13 protein-coding genes and 1 pseudogene are annotated in these 17,877 nt (G+C 45.2%); 5 read left to right on the top strand and 9 right to left on the bottom strand.

What is annotated here, in order from left to right; all coding sequences use genetic code 11:
- Positions 1 to 40: 40 nt before the first annotated feature.
- The 5 genes from alaS to QWZ05_RS15110 all read right to left on the bottom strand — a co-directional run bounded on the left by alaS (position 41) and on the right by QWZ05_RS15110 (position 5,846).
- The gene (alaS, locus tag QWZ05_RS15130; protein WP_290299235.1) at positions 41 to 2,623 is read right to left on the bottom strand and encodes an alanine--tRNA ligase; all 2,583 of its coding nucleotides are present in this window, start codon (positions 2,621 to 2,623) and stop codon (positions 41 to 43) included.
- A 74-nt stretch (positions 2,624 to 2,697) separates the two neighbouring features.
- Positions 2,698 to 3,156: a recombination regulator RecX gene (gene recX / locus QWZ05_RS15125; protein WP_289960507.1), complete on the bottom strand. Its 459-nt coding sequence runs from the start codon at positions 3,154 to 3,156 to the stop codon at positions 2,698 to 2,700.
- 73 nt (positions 3,157 to 3,229) lie between these two features.
- Positions 3,230 to 4,270, bottom strand: a complete 1,041-nt coding sequence (recA, locus tag QWZ05_RS15120) for a recombinase RecA (RefSeq protein ID WP_290299234.1) — start codon at positions 4,268 to 4,270, stop codon at positions 3,230 to 3,232.
- 140 nt (positions 4,271 to 4,410) lie between these two features.
- On the bottom strand, positions 4,411 to 4,905 hold the full coding sequence (gene pncC / locus QWZ05_RS15115; RefSeq protein ID WP_290299232.1) for a nicotinamide-nucleotide amidase: 495 nt from the start codon (positions 4,903 to 4,905) through the stop codon (positions 4,411 to 4,413).
- Between the two features lie 122 nt (positions 4,906 to 5,027).
- Complete coding sequence (locus QWZ05_RS15110) at positions 5,028 to 5,846, bottom strand: hypothetical protein (RefSeq protein ID WP_290299230.1); 819 nt, start codon at positions 5,844 to 5,846, stop codon at positions 5,028 to 5,030.
- A 384-nt stretch (positions 5,847 to 6,230) separates the two neighbouring features.
- Between QWZ05_RS15110 and QWZ05_RS15105 the strand changes: the two genes are divergently transcribed.
- The 4 genes from QWZ05_RS15105 to QWZ05_RS15090 all read left to right on the top strand — a co-directional run bounded on the left by QWZ05_RS15105 (position 6,231) and on the right by QWZ05_RS15090 (position 10,798).
- Positions 6,231 to 6,833 (top strand): winged helix-turn-helix domain-containing protein, encoded by a 603-nt coding sequence (locus QWZ05_RS15105; RefSeq protein ID WP_290299228.1) that lies wholly within the window; start codon positions 6,231 to 6,233, stop codon positions 6,831 to 6,833.
- A complete protein-coding gene (locus QWZ05_RS15100; RefSeq protein ID WP_290299227.1) occupies positions 6,815 to 7,303 on the top strand; it encodes a hypothetical protein in 489 nt (162 codons plus the stop codon). The genes QWZ05_RS15105 and QWZ05_RS15100 overlap by 19 nt, the downstream gene beginning before the upstream one ends.
- 156 nt (positions 7,304 to 7,459) lie before the next feature.
- A complete protein-coding gene (locus QWZ05_RS15095; RefSeq protein WP_290299225.1) occupies positions 7,460 to 9,079 on the top strand; it encodes an MFS transporter in 1,620 nt (539 codons plus the stop codon).
- An 81-nt stretch (positions 9,080 to 9,160) separates the two neighbouring features.
- A complete protein-coding gene (locus QWZ05_RS15090) occupies positions 9,161 to 10,798 on the top strand; it encodes an MFS transporter (RefSeq protein WP_290299223.1) in 1,638 nt (545 codons plus the stop codon).
- Between the two features lie 73 nt (positions 10,799 to 10,871).
- On the opposite strand, the gene QWZ05_RS15085 is transcribed toward QWZ05_RS15090, so the two are convergent.
- A complete protein-coding gene (locus QWZ05_RS15085) occupies positions 10,872 to 12,608 on the bottom strand; it encodes an amidohydrolase (RefSeq protein ID WP_290299220.1) in 1,737 nt (578 codons plus the stop codon).
- Positions 12,609 to 12,784: 176 nt separating this feature from the next.
- A complete protein-coding gene (locus QWZ05_RS15080; RefSeq protein ID WP_290299217.1) occupies positions 12,785 to 12,964 on the bottom strand; it encodes a hypothetical protein in 180 nt (59 codons plus the stop codon).
- A 252-nt stretch (positions 12,965 to 13,216) separates the two neighbouring features.
- On the opposite strand from QWZ05_RS15080, the gene mutS reads away from it, so the two are divergent.
- Positions 13,217 to 15,784 carry a DNA mismatch repair protein MutS gene (gene mutS / locus QWZ05_RS15075; protein ID WP_290299215.1) on the top strand — a complete coding sequence of 856 codons (2,568 nt, stop codon included), beginning with the start codon at positions 13,217 to 13,219 and terminating at the stop codon, positions 15,782 to 15,784.
- Between the two features lie 82 nt (positions 15,785 to 15,866).
- On the opposite strand, the pseudogene rpoS reads toward mutS, so the two are convergent.
- Together rpoS and QWZ05_RS15065 are read right to left on the bottom strand one after the other, a co-directional pair.
- Positions 15,867 to 16,862, bottom strand: a pseudogene (gene rpoS, locus QWZ05_RS15070) (RNA polymerase sigma factor RpoS).
- A gap of 78 nt (positions 16,863 to 16,940) precedes the next feature.
- On the bottom strand, positions 16,941 to 17,876 hold the full coding sequence (locus tag QWZ05_RS15065) for a peptidoglycan DD-metalloendopeptidase family protein (protein ID WP_290299213.1): 936 nt from the start codon (positions 17,874 to 17,876) through the stop codon (positions 16,941 to 16,943).
- Position 17,877: the final 1 nt, after the last annotated feature.

The raw sequence follows: 17,877 nt of genomic DNA, 5'->3' as shown, positions 1-17,877 counted from the left end.
TGGTTACAGTTATTACATCAATTTTTATTGAAGTAGTACGTTATAGACGTTCTTCTAACCAACCGCGCACTGATTGTAGCGCTTCAGGAAGTGTCGATACATCGGTACCACCAGCTTGTGCCATGTCTGGACGACCGCCGCCTTTACCGCCGACTTGCTGTGCAACCATGTTAACGAGCTCGCCCGCTTTCACTTTGCCCGTCAGATCTTTCGTAACGCCTGCAATCAAGCCAACTTTATCGTTCGCCACATTTGCAATTAGGATAACGCCACTACCCACTCGGTTTTTCGCATCATCAACCATGGTGCGTAGGTTCTTGTTATCTGCACCCTCAAGTGCTGCAACCAGAACTTTAACGCCAGCGATCTCTTCAACTTTTCCCATGATGTTGGCACTTTCCGCTGCCGCCATCTTGTCTTTCAGTTGTTGAATTTCTTTCTCAAGAGACTTCGCTTTCTTCGCTGATTCAGCCAGTTTCTGCTCCATCTTATCTTGAGCCGCTTCTACTGCATCAAGTGCTGCGTCCGCTGTAACGGCTTCAATACGACGAATACCTGCTGCGATACCACCTTCAGATGTGATCTTAAACAGACCAATATCACCAGTATTATGAGCGTGGATACCACCACACAGTTCAGTGGAGAAGTCACCCATAGAGAGAACACGAACTTCGTCGTCGTATTTCTCACCGAACAGTGCCATGGCACCTTTCTGCTTCGCAGACTCGATATCCATAACGTTCGTTTCGATTTCGTGGTTACGACGCACTTGCGCGTTGACTAGACGCTCAACTTCTTTCAGCTCTGCTGGCGTGACAGCTTCTAAGTGAGAGAAGTCAAAACGTAGGTTTTCAGGCTTAACCAGAGAACCTTTCTGAGTCACGTGCTCGCCCAGTACCTTGCGCAGTGCAGCGTGCAGTAGGTGAGTTGCTGAGTGGTTAAGAGAAATTGTCGCGCGACGCTCTGCATCCACAACAGCTTCTACTTCGTCACCCTTAGCCAGAACACCTTCCGCTAGAACACCGTGGTGCGCAATTGCGTTACCTAGCTTCTGGGTATCTTCAACCTTGAACACACCAGAGTCAGTTTTTAGCACACCCGCATCACCACACTGGCCGCCTGATTCAGCGTAGAACGGCGTTTCGCCAAGGATGATAATCGCTTTGTCACCAGCAGATAGAGAATCAGCGGCTTCACCTTCAACGAAGATTTCGGCAACGCTGCTCTTCCCTTCTGTTCCTGTGTAACCACAGAATTCAGAATCAACACCAGACTTGATGGTTGCGTTGTAATCAGTACCAAATTGGCCTGCTTCACGAGCGCGTTGACGCTGCTCTTCCATCGCTTTCTCAAAGCCTTCTTCATCGATAGTGAAGTCACGCTCACGTGCAACATCGTTGGTTAAGTCAGCTGGGAAGCCATAGGTATCGTAAAGTTTAAATACGGTTTCACCGTCAAGCTCTTTACCTTCAAGTGCGTCTAGTGCTTCGTTAAGAATAACCATGCCACGCTCTAGTGTGCGACCAAAGTTTTCTTCTTCGATACGCAGTACTTTTTCAACCACGGCTTGCTGTTTCTTAAGCTCGTCTGCTGCAGAGTCCATTACTTCAGCAAGAACACCAACTAGCTTGTGGAAGAATACACCCTTCGCACCAAGCTTGTTACCGTGACGAACCGCGCGACGAATAATACGACGTAGAACGTAACCACGGCCTTCGTTTGACGGCATCACACCATCAGCGATCAGGAATGAACAAGAACGGATATGGTCAGCAATAACACGCAAAGACTGGTTCGATAGATCATCGTGACCGACAACTTCAGCCGTCGCTTTGATTAGCTTTTGGAATACATCGATTTCGTAGTTTGAGTGCACACCCTGCATGATTGCAGAGATACGCTCGATACCCATACCTGTATCAACCGCAGGCTTAGGTAATGGCTCCATCGTGCCATCAGCATGACGGTTGAACTGCATAAATACGTTGTTCCAGATCTCGATGAAACGGTCACCGTCTTCTTCAGGAGTGCCAGGACGACCGCCCCAGATGTGCTCACCGTGATCATAGAAGATTTCAGTACATGGACCGCAAGGACCAGTATCACCCATTGTCCAGAAGTTATCAGATTCAAACTTCTTGCCGCCTTCTTTATCACCAATGCGAACAATCTTGTCAGCAGGTACACCGACTTTCTTGTTCCAGATCTCGAAGGCTTCATCATCTGTTTCGTAGACCGTTACCAGAAGTTTCTCTTCTGGTAGGCCAAGAGTCTTAGTCAGGAACTCCCATGCAAACGCAATTGCGTCTTCTTTGAAGTAATCGCCGAAGCTGAAGTTACCTAGCATTTCAAAGAATGTGTGGTGACGCGCTGTAAAACCTACGTTTTCAAGGTCATTGTGTTTACCACCCGCACGTACACAACGCTGAGCCGTAGTTGCTCGAGTGTAGGCGCGCTTTTCTGCGCCTAAGAAGCAATCTTTAAATTGGTTCATACCTGCGTTAGTAAATAGCAGGGTTGGATCGTTGTGTGGAACCAACGATGAACTGTCTACGATTTGGTGTCCTTTGCTTTCAAAGAACTTAAGGAACGCGTTACGAACCTCGTCTGTGCTCATGTACATGCAGCTCTTCCTGAAAATAGTCGAGATAAAATTTTGGGTATTGTATATCCAAGGGGGCTTTGATGCTAGGGGGATCACTGTTCTTCGAGGGCGTATTGAATCTGCTCAAAGCTAAACCCACGATATTGCAAAAAACGAACTTGCTTGGCGTACTCTTTTTGATCTTGCGCTTTTTTGCCTTTGAACTTTTTTTCTGCCGTCTCCTTGGCTAACTCAAACCAGTCTGTGCCCTCTTCTTCTAACGCGATTTCAATGATTTGCTCACTGACACGTTTTTGTTTGAGTTCTTGCGATATTCGCCTCGCGCCATGTCCTTTATACACATGCTGTCTTACTTGGCTTTTCGCGTAACGTAAGTCGTCGAGGTATCGATGCTCCAAGCAAAATGCAATCGCATGAGTGATTTCATCGTCTGAGTAACCTTTGATTTTGAGTTTTTGAGCGAGCTCGAACTCACCATGATCTCGTCGACTGAGTAAGTGTATTGCAGAGTCTTTAGCAGAAAAGGAAGGAGGGGCGGAGCGGTTATACATAGTCGGTCATTACTCGTAGCTTAGATAAACGAAAGCCCCGCAAATGCGAGGCTTTGTCAACAATAAGGAGTGCTTATAGCTCTTCTTCTTGAGGCATTTCACCTGTCTCTGGTGCCTCTGGCTGTGCTGGCGTAAGAAGCATTTCGCGCAGTTTTGCATCAATTGCTTTTGCTGCTTCAGGATTCTCACGCAAGAACTTACCTGCGTTCGCTTTACCTTGACCGATCTTGTCGCCGTTGTAGCTGTACCAAGCGCCTGCTTTTTCAATCAGTTTGTTCTTCACGCCCAGATCAATCAGCTCACCTTCGCGGTTAAAGCCTTGGCCGTAAAGAATTTGCGTTTCAGCTTGTTTGAACGGCGCAGCAATCTTGTTCTTAACCACTTTGATGCGAGTTTCGTTACCCACAACTTCGTCACCGTCTTTGATAGAGCCCGTACGACGGATATCAAGGCGAACAGAAGCGTAGAATTTCAGTGCATTACCACCAGTAGTTGTTTCTGGGTTACCAAACATCACACCGATCTTCATACGGATTTGGTTGATGAAGATACACATACAGTTAGACTGTTTTAGGTTACCTGTTAGCTTACGCATCGCTTGAGAAAGCATACGAGCTTGCAGACCCATGTGACTATCGCCCATCTCACCTTCGATTTCAGCTTTTGGTGTTAGTGCTGCCACCGAGTCGACAACCAATACATCGATTGCACCAGAGCGAGCCAATGCATCACAGATTTCTAGTGCTTGCTCACCGGTATCTGGCTGAGAGACCAATAGTGCATCGATATCAACGCCTAGCTTTTGTGCATAGATAGGGTCAAGAGCGTGTTCAGCATCAACGAAGGCACAAGTTTTGCCCACTTTTTGCGCAGCTGCGATAAGCTCCAGAGTCAGAGTTGTTTTACCTGAAGATTCTGGACCGTAGATTTCAACGATACGACCCATTGGAAGACCACCAGCACCCAGTGCGATATCCAAAGACAGTGAGCCAGTAGAAATCGTTTCAACGTCCATTGCGCGGTTGTCACCAAGGCGCATGATTGAGCCTTTACCGAATTGCTTTTCAATCTGACCTAGCGCAGCGGCGAGCGCTTTCTGTTTGTTCTCGTCCATCTCTTTCTCCAAAAACTCATCCACTGTGATGAGTACGATATTAGTTCGACAAAGTTGCGTTTTAACTTCGTTTTATTTGCTGGTTATTATACTGTTGATTCATACAGTGTCCATACCTGTATGAGAATTTTTTATCCACGTTATGCGTCACTGTGATCTAGGTAGCGATAAACCTTTGTTAACACATACTCTATTGCTTGATGGCGCACTTCACTGCGATCGCCTTCAAAATGGCAAGTCTCCACCAATTGCCATCCTTTATTACTAACAAAGGCAAAACAAACCGTGCCGACAGGCTTGTCTTCACTTCCTCCACCCGGTCCTGCAATACCACTAATAGAAACAGCAATGGTCGCTAATGAACGCTCTAGTGCCCCTTGCGCCATTTCAATGACCGTGGCTTCACTAACAGCGCCAAAGCTTTCGAGTGTTTGCGGTTTGACACCAAGCATCTCAATTTTCGCTTCATTGCTGTAGGTAATGAATGCACGGTCAAACCAAGCAGAACTGCCGGCAATATCGGTAATGGCACTCGCTACACCACCGCCAGTGCATGACTCTGCAGTTGTCATGATTTGACTCTTAACACTTAACTTGAAGCCAAGCGACTGGCTTAATGCATACAAGGATGACATCTTCTTTCCTCTAGCAAAAATAATGCACTTACCATAGTGGCGTCGAATGTATTTTCCAAGCGACAAAAACAAAAATGGGCACATCAAGTGCCCAAGATCAGTCTTAAGACCGAATAAAGAAATTATAAAAAGTAACTGTAGGTAAATTTAAGCTCAGTTCCCCTGCGGTTATGCCCAAAACTTTGGTCTACATCATCAAAATACTCAGTGTACGTTAGCTTTCCCCAATGCTTGCTATTACTAGTAAGGGGCATCTGAAACGCTGTGTCCAATTGCAACTGATTAATAGTACCAGTCATACCGCCCATATCTAATGAGCTAAATTGTGGGTTGATTTGAATGTGAGTCCCATTTTTATGCAGGTAGATTGAGTTTAAGAAATTAAATTGAACCCCATAAGCGTAATCATCTACGATATCGAGTTTAGAAAAATCATTGTTATTTTGTCCTATTGCTAGAGCTAAGATCGGAAATGACAACCAATTGCTAAAAGGCGTATCGACACGGACAAGCCCCCCAAGTGCAAACAATCGATCAGAAACTCCGTCGGTAAAACTGGTTTCGATGTAGTCCAACGAGACACCAAACATTGGAGCATGTTGCCAGTCCGTATGAGTTACTTCGAAGTAACGCGCTCTTACTTGAGATAAGTTGAAGTCCTCACTACCCACTTTACCATTGTCTTGCCCTTGAATCGTTAACTGTCCCAAGAACAAATTGCCATTGCTCTTGCCTCCTGACATCTGGCCAACGAGTTGAACAAAATCATTATCATCCTCATTAAAGCTTTGTTTGCCGTATGTCACACTGACAACCGATGATACTTTCGTGTGGTCACCAGGGTCGGGGGCATCAGTAGGTTCGATATGGTCATCGGCAAGAATGGTCAAAGGGGCTAAGCTGAGGGTTGTTGCTAAGGTTATTTTTTTTAGTAGAGTCATTGCGAGGCCTATTATTTTTTGTTTCAACGTTACTCGGCACTCTATGCCTCAACGATTTGATTAGATAACCAAATAAAAAAACAATAAGTAAAAAAAAGTAGTTTAAGCGTTAATCCCCCTCAATTTACCTTACGCGGAGCTCTCCAAAAGAGCTCCGTTGACCATAGATGTACGTCAAACAACTTTGTGCACCACCCCTCACTTTATTAAATCAGTTGCGTTACTGCATTCCTGTCTTGCTACAGATCAATGACATTAGATAGTGCGAATCACTACCCTGAATCCGTGTATACAACAAATAATATTACAATGACCGACCTCACCCTTGAGCCCCCTATTTATCAATTTGGTGATATCCAATTTTCACCTACATCAGGAGTAGTCTTGCAAAATAAGGAGTTCACTCTCCTGCGTGCGCGTGAAGCAAATCTTCTAAAAGCTCTGGTTGAAGCTTTCCCTGAGGTGCTTTCTCGGACAGATATAGAAACACAACTTTGGAAGGACTCTTACGCAACTAATGCAACCATTAATCAAACAATTAAAGCGCTACGTTTCTCTCTTAAAGATGAAGCGCGCACAATCATCAGAACCATCCCCAAAAAGGGATATGTGCTATCACGTATTCCAAAGATCATCGTTGAAGAAAGTAATCTAAATATTGGTGCGTTTAGTCAGCCCGATAAGCAAGTAGATATACAAGAGCGAAAAAGCAAACTGCATATTTCAATGCAATGGCTAGTAACACTAGTTTGCCTTCCTCTTGTCTCCTTTTATCTCGGTCACTTGCAAGCGACACCTGAAGTACATGAGCGTATCAGTCACCAATACAGAGGAGATTGGTATTTATCCAATGACATACCACAGGAAGTCAAACAACGCTTATCTGACAATTCGACAGCAGTTACCCAGTATGTTCTAAAAGATAAGTCAGGCCTGAAGTCATGCCACTTAGTTGAGGAGGTGATGACATGCAACCTCATCGATTAATACTTGCTTTGTTGACCCTTGCTCTTTCAATAGGTGGATATTGGACGGGTAAACAGTTGGCTTCTGCCAATCACGTACCGATCAGTCATGAGCTGCGTGGTGTATGGAAAGGTTTAGGAACGTTTCAATATCAAGGTCAAGTAGTTGAAAGTCAGATTGTACTGATTGTTGATGGCTCTAATAGTCGCATCTCTATAACAAACTCACTTGATGAGGCAAGCTACACAATAGATGCAAACTTGGCTCCGCATTCAAACTTGCATGAAAATATTTACATCGACTTCAAAGACAGAAGCACCAATGGGCTCGAGGAGTTTACCCGATTGACTGGACTTTCTGTTCCCCCCTCTCCTGGGTTGTTGAGCCTTCAAGCTTGGCACCTTGAGAAGGACTCTATTTTCATTAATGTTTCTAATTACCGAGATGTCATATCATCTTATAAAATAACGAAAGAGCACGACCTCAACTAGCGGCTAAAGGCGGAATTTAGGTTTGTTTAGATAAATCATTTTTTATATTTGAAAGATACTTTTTTTGGTTGGTGTAGTAGGGCATGACCCTCTTACATTGGAGTAAAACAACTCTAGTTTGAGCTCCAAGCTCACCAACCTAAAAAGGTATATAACATGACGGTATCTGCTCCTTCTGTCCCTACACCAGAAGAAAAAGTTGGGCTCGCCAAATGGTTCCCTCTCTTTGTTCTTCTCGCCGCCCAGTTTTCAACCATGGCCGATAACTCGGGCTTAGCTATATCAACGGAATCACTGATTGCACTTCACGGGGCAAGCATGCCTCAAATTCAAATGGCAAATGCTATGTATCCGCTAATTGCCGGTGCAGGTATGATTGCTGGCGGTCTAATTGGCCTCATTATCGGTTGGAAACGTCAAATGGTGATTGGTGCCGGTATGTTAGCTTTCGCCTCTTTTGGTGCCGCTTTGGCTCCAAACATGGAAGTGCTTAACTATGGTGCTCGTGTTGGTGCAGGTCTGGGGGCTTGTTTGCTCATCCCGGCGGTGCTGGCAAATGTTGCCGGTATCTACAAGGGAAAAGACCAAGCCATCGCTTTCTCTGCTATTGCGGCACTGGTAGGGCTAGCAAGCGCCGTAACACCACTACTATTTGGTTTTATTCTTGATGTGGCTAGCTTCCAAGTCGCCTTTACTGGACTGGGCTTTTACTGTTTACTTGTGATGTTTGGCAGCATGAAACTGCCCACGCTAGATACCGAAGCGTTTAAAGGTAAACTCGACACCGTTGGTATCGCACTTGCTGGCGTCGGTCTACTTTGCTTCGTGACTGGCCTACTTAAGATATCTGAGTGGGGCTTAGTTGCGCCGCTCACTGATTTCACTATCCTTGGTGTTTCTCCAGCGATCCCAACCGTGCTGCTAGGTAGCTTTATTCTTAAAGCGCTTATGGTATGGGAACGTCGATTCGAGGAAAAAGGTGGTACTCCTTTGCTACCATCATCTTACGTTAAAAACCCTCAAGTTGTAGTCGGCCTCGTTCTTTGTGCCACCATCTTCCTGCTGTTTGGTGCAACCGGCTTCATCAACGTATCCTACATGCAGTTGGTCGCAGGCATGAGTGCATTTGCGTCTGGTATGGCACTGTGTGCTTTTGCTTTGGGTATGATGATAGGTTCGCTTGGTGCGCCAGCCAAACTGTCAAACTGGTCTTGTCAGCGCATCTGTCAGCTTGGTTTTATTGTTGCTGCAGCTGGTACTGCATTAATGTTCCTTGGCTTTACAGCCGAAGGAATTACTGTCTGGCAATACGTATCCCTAACCATCTTTGGTATTGGTGCTGGTCTTCTTGCCTCTCAGGCTTCTATCGTCGTGACTTCTGCTCTAAATGAAAGAGAAGCGCAGCAATCAGGCGGCATTCAAGCAACATCACGTAATGTAGGTCAAGCATTTGGTGTCGCTATTTTAGGCTCAGTGATGCTTTTCTCACTCACTGGTGCGATTAAATCTAACGTTGCAGAGCATGAGCTACTAAGCCCTGAAACCAAACAAATTATCGTTGAGCAACCGTCTCTGCCGTTTGTCTCCAATGATATGGCTATCACATTGATGAGTGATTTAATCGCAGATAAAGAAGAACAACGTATTGTGCTTGAAGTTATGGCTGACTCTCGCCTTCAATCTGTTCGGTACGCTCTGTTTGCTTTGATTGGGTTGATGCTGGGTGGTCTAGGGCTATGTTCTAGGTTGCCACAAAAATCCCTGATGAAGAGCTAAAACTTAACTGTATTGCCTCGGTTTAGACCGAGGCTTTTTTTTGTTCTAGTTCTATCCTTTTCCTTTATTCAAGGGCTTGCCATGGTCAACACTGCAGAACCAAACAAACGCTGGGTTTTATACATTCTTTGCCTAGCTCAATTTACCCTTTCAGCCGATGTGGCTAACCTCTCTATTTCTACCGCAACGCTCGTCAAGGCCTTTAATAGCGATATTGCTTCCATACAACTACTTGGAAGTATTCAGCCTCTAATTGGCGCAGCTCTAATGCTCTCATCTAGTATGATAGGCCTGATCATTGGTTGGAGAAGACTATTGATTGGTGGGATGAGCTTAGGTCTTATCTCAAGTCTGGGCTTTCTTGTATTTCATGATATTCGATCTGTTAGCCTGATCGCTCGCCCACTGGCTGGTGTTTCATCTGCAATGATTTTACCCGCTGCCCTGGCACTGGTTGTAGCTCACTTTCCTGGTAAGAAGCGAGCGATAGGTTTTGGTGCGATGGCAGCTGCAACAGGTTTAGCCGCCGCTGTAATTCCACTGTTATCAGGCTGGATTCAAGACCACTTGCATTGGCAATGGACGTTCACGTTTATTTCGTGTTGTTATCTATTTACGCTTGTTGGTGCAGTCCTATTCATTAAACCTATCCATTCGAATCGACCCGCACGATTCGATGTACTCGGTGCTTTGCTTGGTTCATTAAGCATCATCACTCTTTTCTTCGGTTTACTTAAAGTACCCTATTGGGGGCTAATATTTTCACAAGATGGAGCAAATTTACCCAACGGGCTGCAATTTTTAATGCCGATAAGTCCTGCTCTTATCCTTCTGAGTATAGGAGCTATATTGTTAGTAACGTTTATATTTCAACAACAGCAATTTGAACGTAAACACGGCTATGCACTCCTTCCAACTAAGTGGCTAACAACTCAAGCTTCTCGCACCGGTTTCATTGTCCTTTCTCTCATGTACGTCACTCTTGGCGGGAGCAGTTTCATCATAGTGACTTACTTACAAGTGGCGATAGGGCTTTCATCAATACATTCTGGCTCGATTATCTTGCTCTTTTCTGCTGCGATGATCCTTACTTCCATCATCACACCTCTGGCATTCAAACACATTTCTGTCAAAGTGTTGTGTGGTAGCGCATTTATCGGTATCGCCCTAGCTGCAGCTAATTTACTGCTTTCAAGCTCAGCGCAAGGTATCTTGACCAGCTTTTATTTCGGCATGGTTTTGCTTGGGACCTCTATCGGGATCTTAGCTTGTCAATGCCCTGTATTAATTACCAACGCTTTATCAGAAAGAGAAGCTGAGCAGTCTGGTGGGTTGCAGGCAACGGTCAGAAACATCGGCTTAGTTCTTGGAATAAGCCTGTTTGGAGGGGTGAATCAAACCGCTCTCGACCACATAATTCGCTCAGACAATGAAATACTAATGCACTACCCAGTTCACTTTCAGTCTGTTGTAAAGTCTGCGTCACATATCCCTTACGTAAATAATCAGGCCACTCAGGATATCGCTACTCAATATCAACTTGATGATATTCAGAGTACTTACCTCATTACTGTCAATGCAAAGGCAAGAGTAAAAGGTTTCGATTTGGTTATGCTGACATTAATGTCTGTCGCCCTAATTGGTCTAATCTTGAGTACCAACATCACAACATCAAGACAACCAACGGCGCTCCCTCTGAAAAAAAATGACATTCGCTAGTTTTCAATGAAAAAAAGCCCACTGAAAAGTGGGCAAAGGCAAAACTTAAAAAGGAAAATATACAGGCTGTAACTTAGGCCAATTCTGGTTGCTGCGGCTCTGAAACCACATTGTGAATAGTCACCTCTCCCCCTAGCATCGTTGCATGAACCTTAATGTCTTTGACGTGCTCTTTGTTCACGTCTATTGGACTCTCATCAAGAATCGCTAGGTCCGCTAATTTACCGACTTCAATTGAGCCCTTCATATGCTCGTGCCCCATCAAATACGCGGCGCCCAAAGTCACGGCATGTAGCGCTTGCTCTGCCGTCAAGCACTCATCTTCACCATAGACATTACCCGAGAAGATACATTTTCGGTTCATTGCTCCCCACATCATAAACAGTGGGTTAACCTGCGTTACGCCATCATCGCAATGGATTGAAAAAGGAATCTCTTTTTTCACCGAGCTCTGGAATGGGTTAAGTCGCTTAACAAGTTCTGGGCCTACCGTTTGAGTTGCGTGTACGTCACCCCACACAGGAATATGTGTACCAAATAGGTTATGGCAAATACCCAAGGCTTTCATACGATCCATTTGATCATCTGTGACCATTTGATTGTGCTCAAGACAATGGCGAGCTTTGGGCATCGGAGTATCTTTTTGCATACGCTCAATCAAAGCAATAAGCTTCTCAGTGGTGCCGTTGCCATTACAGTGGAAAGAGATGTTGTAACCAGCTCTGTGGAAAGGCAAAACTTCTTGGTAAATAGATTCTATATCTCGAGTTAATGGTGTATTCGGTTTTCCATTGTAGTAGCTAAAGTCTTCACGTAAGTTTGCAGTAAAGCCTTGGATAGAACCATCCGTATTCACAAACTTGACACTTGATACAGCTAAACGGTCATTGTCGTCTTCTTTAAGCAAATTAGTTTTTTCCAAGTCATATACACCGACCAATGGGTATGCCGTTAGACGCAACTTAAAGTCTTCATTTTTTGATAGCATTTTGTATAGAGCAATCGGGTCTTGTGGTAAACCCATACCACAATCTGATACCGACGTTACACCTAAAGCGTGGGCAATTTTTGAATACTCAATCATACAGTAAGGAACGAGCTCAGGCTGGGAGGCAAAGTCAAAAGCGCCTTTACCTAGCGCACGGTAGAGATCTTTCATCTCTGCGATTTCGCCAGTGAGCTCTCCATTTTCTTGTAAAATGAAGTTAGGATCATCTTCCGTGCTATATCCTACTAAATCGATAGCTTTTGTATTCATTGTCGCCAAATGCACACTGGCATGCATAAAGAAAACTGGTGAGTCACTAATAATGTCATCAATGAAGTAACGGTCAACTTTAGTACCGTCAGTCATGAGTAGTGGGTCAAGCCCCCAAAGGTTTAACCACTGCCCTGTTTTTCCTGCTGCATCATGCTCCGCTTTCAGCTGTTGTAAGCGTGCTCTTAGAGTTTCTGCTGTGCTACAACCTTTAAGGAGTTTACTACCCACCCCTAGTCGATCATACTGACCTGCGTATTCAAACATTCCTGTAAACAATGCGGCCATAAACGGGTGCATATGAGCTTCTATAAAGCCAGGAACGATGGTCTTGTCCTGAAACTGTGTATCCAGTCGATATTCTTGTTTGTGGTTGTTTAGATAAGTTTCAGCTTGGTCTCTCGTGCCAGTAAACTGAATTTTGCCTTCTTTTACCACCACCGCTGTTGCAGCAGGCTGCTGCTTATTGACCGTGATAAAACGTCCAGTATAGAGCACCGCTTCTTCGCTATAAGTCAGGCCAGGTTTCAAAAATTCTTTATTTGTCGTCATGGAATAATCTCCAACGTGTAGGGCTAAGTTAATTGTTTTTCGTTACCCATTCACCATGATGGAAATCGTTCACTGCTACCAACAAATAAAAGTAGTTAAAAATAGAGAAATGTATTCTAGGTCACTCTCAACAAAAAAAATCTAAATTCAAACTACATAGCATCTCAACGCCCAACCTAACCACCTGATTTTATGTCAAAAAAAACCTGAACCTCAAAGCCGCCTAACGGTATTCTTTCCTGCTCATTTTGCCTTTGGTCTATTTCTTTATAAAGATAAGCCGCAAGTATGACTGCACCCGATAGCCCAATAAACACTAGTTTGCTCAGCACTCGCTTGCTTTGAATTCGCTTCATAAGTTTCTCTTTGCTTTCAGAACGGATGAGAACCTTATAGCGCTCTGAAGCAAGGAGATCGTTGTGCAATATCTCCCTCCAACCGAAATTTACTTTTTATCATTTTTTCAATAACGCAACCCACACTCTAAACTACATACCTTTGCTTTTTCACTCTGTTTTCCACAAGCAAGAAATACTGGTTACCCCTTTTCGCTATAGTTTGATTGGCGTATCCTAAGCGGCTAGAAATTGGAACCAAAGGCGAGCGTAGTGAAAGCACAACAAAAACATACTCCGATGATGCAACAGTATCTAAAACTGAAGGCTGAGAATCCTGACATTCTACTGTTTTATCGTATGGGGGATTTTTATGAGCTTTTCTATGATGATGCAAAACGAGCATCGCAACTGCTCGATATTTCACTGACTAAACGTGGTTCATCCGCCGGCGAGCCGATCCCGATGGCTGGGGTGCCTTTTCATGCGGTTGAAGGCTACTTGGCGAAATTGGTTCAATTGGGTGAATCTGTCGCCATTTGTGAACAGATTGGCGATCCTGCCACCAGCAAAGGTCCGGTTGAACGTAAAGTCGTACGCATCGTCACGCCAGGTACGGTGACAGACGAAGCGCTGCTTTCTGAGCGTATTGATAACCTGATTGCGGCTATCTATCACCATAATGGTGGTTTTGGATATGCCACACTCGATGTGACTTCAGGGCGCTTTCAGTTAATTGAACCTGAGAACGAAGAAGCGATGATTGCAGAGCTGCAACGTACTTCTCCGCGCGAGCTACTATTTCCAGAAGACTTTGAACCCGTACATATTATGACAGGGCGCAATGGCAATCGCCGCCGTCCAGTTTGGGAGTTTGAATTAGAGACTGCTCGACAGCAGCTCAATCAACAGTTTGGCACTCGCGATTTGGTCGGCTTTGGTGTCGAACAGGCGGAGCTTGGCCTGCGCGCTGCGGGTTGCTTGATCCAATATGTCAAAGATACGCAGCGTACTGCACTACCTCATATTCGCTCACTGACATTAGATCGCCAAGATCATAGCGTGATCATGGATGCCGCAACTCGTCGTAACCTTGAGATCACGCAAAACCTCTCGGGTGGCACAGACAACACCTTGGCTGAAGTGCTTGATCATACGGCAACGCCTATGGGAAGCCGAATGCTCAAGCGTTGGTTGCATCAACCTATGCGTACCATCGATACACTAAACCATCGTCTTGATGCGATTGCAGAAATTAAAGACTCCTCTCTATTTGCAGACTTACAGCCCGTACTCAAACAGATTGGTGATATTGAACGTATTCTTGCGCGTTTAGCACTGCGCAGCGCTCGTCCACGTGATTTAGCGCGCCTGCGCCAAGCGCTACAACAATTACCAGAGCTGCAAGCAAACCTTGAATCGGTGGAGCACCCATACCTCAAGCAATTGGCTCAATTCAGCGCACCAATGGACGAAATGTGTGAACTGTTAGAGCATGCGATCAAAGAGAACCCACCTGTGGTTATCCGTGATGGTGGTGTGATTGCTTCAGGCTACAACGCCGAGCTTGATGAATGGCGTAAGCTTGCTGATGGAGCTACTGAGTATCTCGATAAAATGGAGCAAGACGAGCGTGAACGTCACGGCATTGATACCCTCAAGGTCGGATACAACAATGTGCACGGCTTCTTTATTCAGGTAAGCCGAGGTCAAAGCCATCTCGTACCGCCACACTATGTGCGCCGTCAAACACTGAAAAATGCTGAGCGCTATATCATTCCTGAACTCAAAGAGCATGAAGACAAGGTTCTCAACTCCAAATCTAAAGCACTCGCACTAGAGAAAAAGCTATGGGAAGAGCTGTTTGACCTGCTATTGCCGCAACTCGAGCCAATGCAAAACCTTGCTTCTGCACTGTCTCAACTGGATATTCTGCAAAACCTGGCAGAGCGCGCTGATACCTTAGATTACTGTCGCCCTATCCTAAGTGAACAAGCGGGAATTGAAATTCAAGGCGGTCGCCACCCTGTCGTAGAGCAAGTCATGGAAGACCCGTTCATTGCCAATCCAATTAGCTTGAACGACAAACGCCGCATGCTGATCATTACCGGTCCGAATATGGGCGGTAAATCGACCTATATGCGCCAAACAGCTCTAATTGCATTGCTGGCACATATTGGTTCATTTGTCCCTGCAGAGTCGGCGCATATTGGCTCGGTTGATCGTATATTTACCCGTATCGGTGCGTCCGATGATCTCGCATCTGGGCGCTCGACCTTTATGGTGGAGATGACAGAAACGGCGAATATCCTCCACAACTCTACGAGCAGCAGCTTGGTGCTGATGGACGAAATTGGTCGCGGCACGAGCACCTATGATGGATTATCTTTGGCTTGGGCAACGGCAGAGTGGTTAGCAAAGAAAATTGGAGCGCTGACACTGTTTGCAACCCACTACTTTGAGCTAACAGAATTACCACAACAAATTGATACGCTGGCAAACGTCCACCTTGATGCCGTTGAGCATGGCGACAGCATTGCCTTTATGCACGCGGTACAAGAGGGAGCGGCAAGTAAGTCTTATGGCCTTGCCGTCGCAGGGTTAGCCGGCGTGCCGAAAACCGTGATTAAAAATGCACGTGCCAAACTCAATCAACTTGAGCAACTCTCGACTCAAGAGACAGTGAGTACACCAACGACTGGCGAGCCAAAAGCTGAGATTCAATTGAGCTTAATTCCTGAGCCAAGTGAACTCGAAGAAGCATTAGCGACCATTGACCCTGATGAGCTAACACCTCGCCAGGCACTTGAAGCGCTGTATCGATTAAAGCAGATGTTATAATCACTCCTCTCTAAAACAATAAGGGCGCTCAACTGAGCGCCCTTATTCTATCTATCGTATTTCGTTGTGTTTACATCGGTGATTACTGCTCATCATCAAAGCTAAACAGATTCTCCATGCTCAAACCCTGTTTAATCAAGATTTCACGTAGGCGGCGCAGTCCTTCAACCTGAATTTGGCGTACGCGTTCGCGTGTTAGGCTAATTTCACGACCTACCTCTTCTAGCGTTGATGGTTCATAACCAAGAAGGCCAAATCTACGTGCAAGGACTTCTTTCTGCTTTGGATTCAGTTCATCAAGCCAATGCAGTAGCGAGTGTTTGATATCGTCATCTTGGGTTGATACTTCTGGGTCAGCATGAACCGCGTCTGGAATAATATCTAAAAGCGCTTTATCGCCATCACCACCAATAGGTGTATCTACTGAGCTGACGCGCTCATTGAGGCGAAGCATTTTGCTTACGTCACCAACAGGCTTATCAAGTTGCTGTGCAATCTCTTCTGCTGTCGGTTCATGGTCCAGTTACTGTGATAACTCTCGAGCAGTACGCAGGTAAACGTTAAGCTCTTTTACCACATGAATTGGCAAACGGATTGTACGAGTTTGATTCATCAATGCTCGTTCGATCGTTTGACGGATCCACCAAGTTGCGTAGGTTGAGAAACGGAAGCCTCTTTCTGGATCAAACTTCTCTACCGCGCGGATCAAGCCTAAGTTGCCCTCTTCAATCAGATCAAGCAGTGCAAGACCACGATTGCTGTAACGTCGAGAGATCTTAACCACTAGGCGCAGGTTACTTTCGATCATACGCTTGCGTGCTGCTTCATCACCTCGAAGTGCGCGGCGAGCGTATAATACTTCTTCTTCTGCAGTTAATAATGGAGAAAAGCCGATTTCACTCAAATAGAGCTGAGTGGCATCCAAACTTTTAGTGGACGCTTCAAATTCCTCTTTGGGGGAATCTTTGCCAACGACCGATTCAGATGAAGATGCTTCGTTGTCCTGATTTAGTGTGGTGTCCACTTCAGAATCTAGCTCAAAATCTTCTACTTTTGCTGCTGTGTTGCTGATACTCATAAGCGCCTCCCCTGGCGAGCATGCAAGACATTACTACTTAAAATGTCACCGAATCACTCATTTCAAAGTAAAACAAAACTACGGCAAATATTTTTTGGGGTTGACTGATTTTCCTTGGTAACGAATTTCAAAATGTAAACGTACGCTAGCGGCACCGGAACTTCCCATGGTGGCGATCTGTTGTCCTGCTTTTACACTTTGTCCTTCATTAACAAGCAATTTATCGTTGTGGGCGTAAGCACTTAAATAATCGTCGTTATGTTTCACGATAACCAAGTTACCATACCCTCTCAGTGCGTTGCCTGAGTAAACGACACTTCCATCTGCAGTTGAAACGACGGCTTGTCCTCTTTGACCGGCTATATCGATCCCTTTGTTGCCTTGATCCCCTGCAGCGAAGTTTTTGACCACTCTTCCTTTTGTTGGCCATAACCATTTGGCCACTTTACCGTTTGTTGGTTTCGAGTCATTAACTTTTTTGTTAACAGATTGTTGACTCTTAGTTCCAACATACTCCTTTGATTTCGATTGATCAACCTGCTTTTGAGGTGGAGTTTGTTTAACTTGTGAGCTTGCTCCATTTTGGTTTTTTGCCTGCGCCTGAGTAGAGTTATTGCTCTGCTGTTGTGGCTTAGCTTGAGAGGCGGGCTGCTGTTTTTGAGCGGTAGAGGCAGCAGTTGTCTTAGTGACTTTTTTTTCTGGCTCTGGTGGGCGCTTTCCATAAACTGGCGCTTGATAAGACTGACCCCAAAGCCTTAATTTTTGCCCAGGGTAAATCGTGTAAGGCTTTTGCAAGCGATTGTTCTGTATAATTTCTTTAACATCTTTATCGGTGACATAGGCGATAAAATACAGGGTGTCTCCCTTCTGAACCTCATAAAAGCTGCCACGGTGGCTACCTCTTTGCGTATTTTCATATTTACTCAAACCTGAGACAGGGGCAGGTGATGATGATGCACACCCCACTAGCACTGTTACCCAAGCCAACAAAATAATACGTAAAGAGAAAGTCATA

Source organism: Vibrio agarivorans (assembly GCF_030409635.1).
In the GTDB taxonomy this organism is placed as follows: domain Bacteria; phylum Pseudomonadota; class Gammaproteobacteria; order Enterobacterales; family Vibrionaceae; genus Vibrio; species Vibrio agarivorans.
This window is presented reverse-complemented; position numbering and strand designations above follow the sequence as displayed.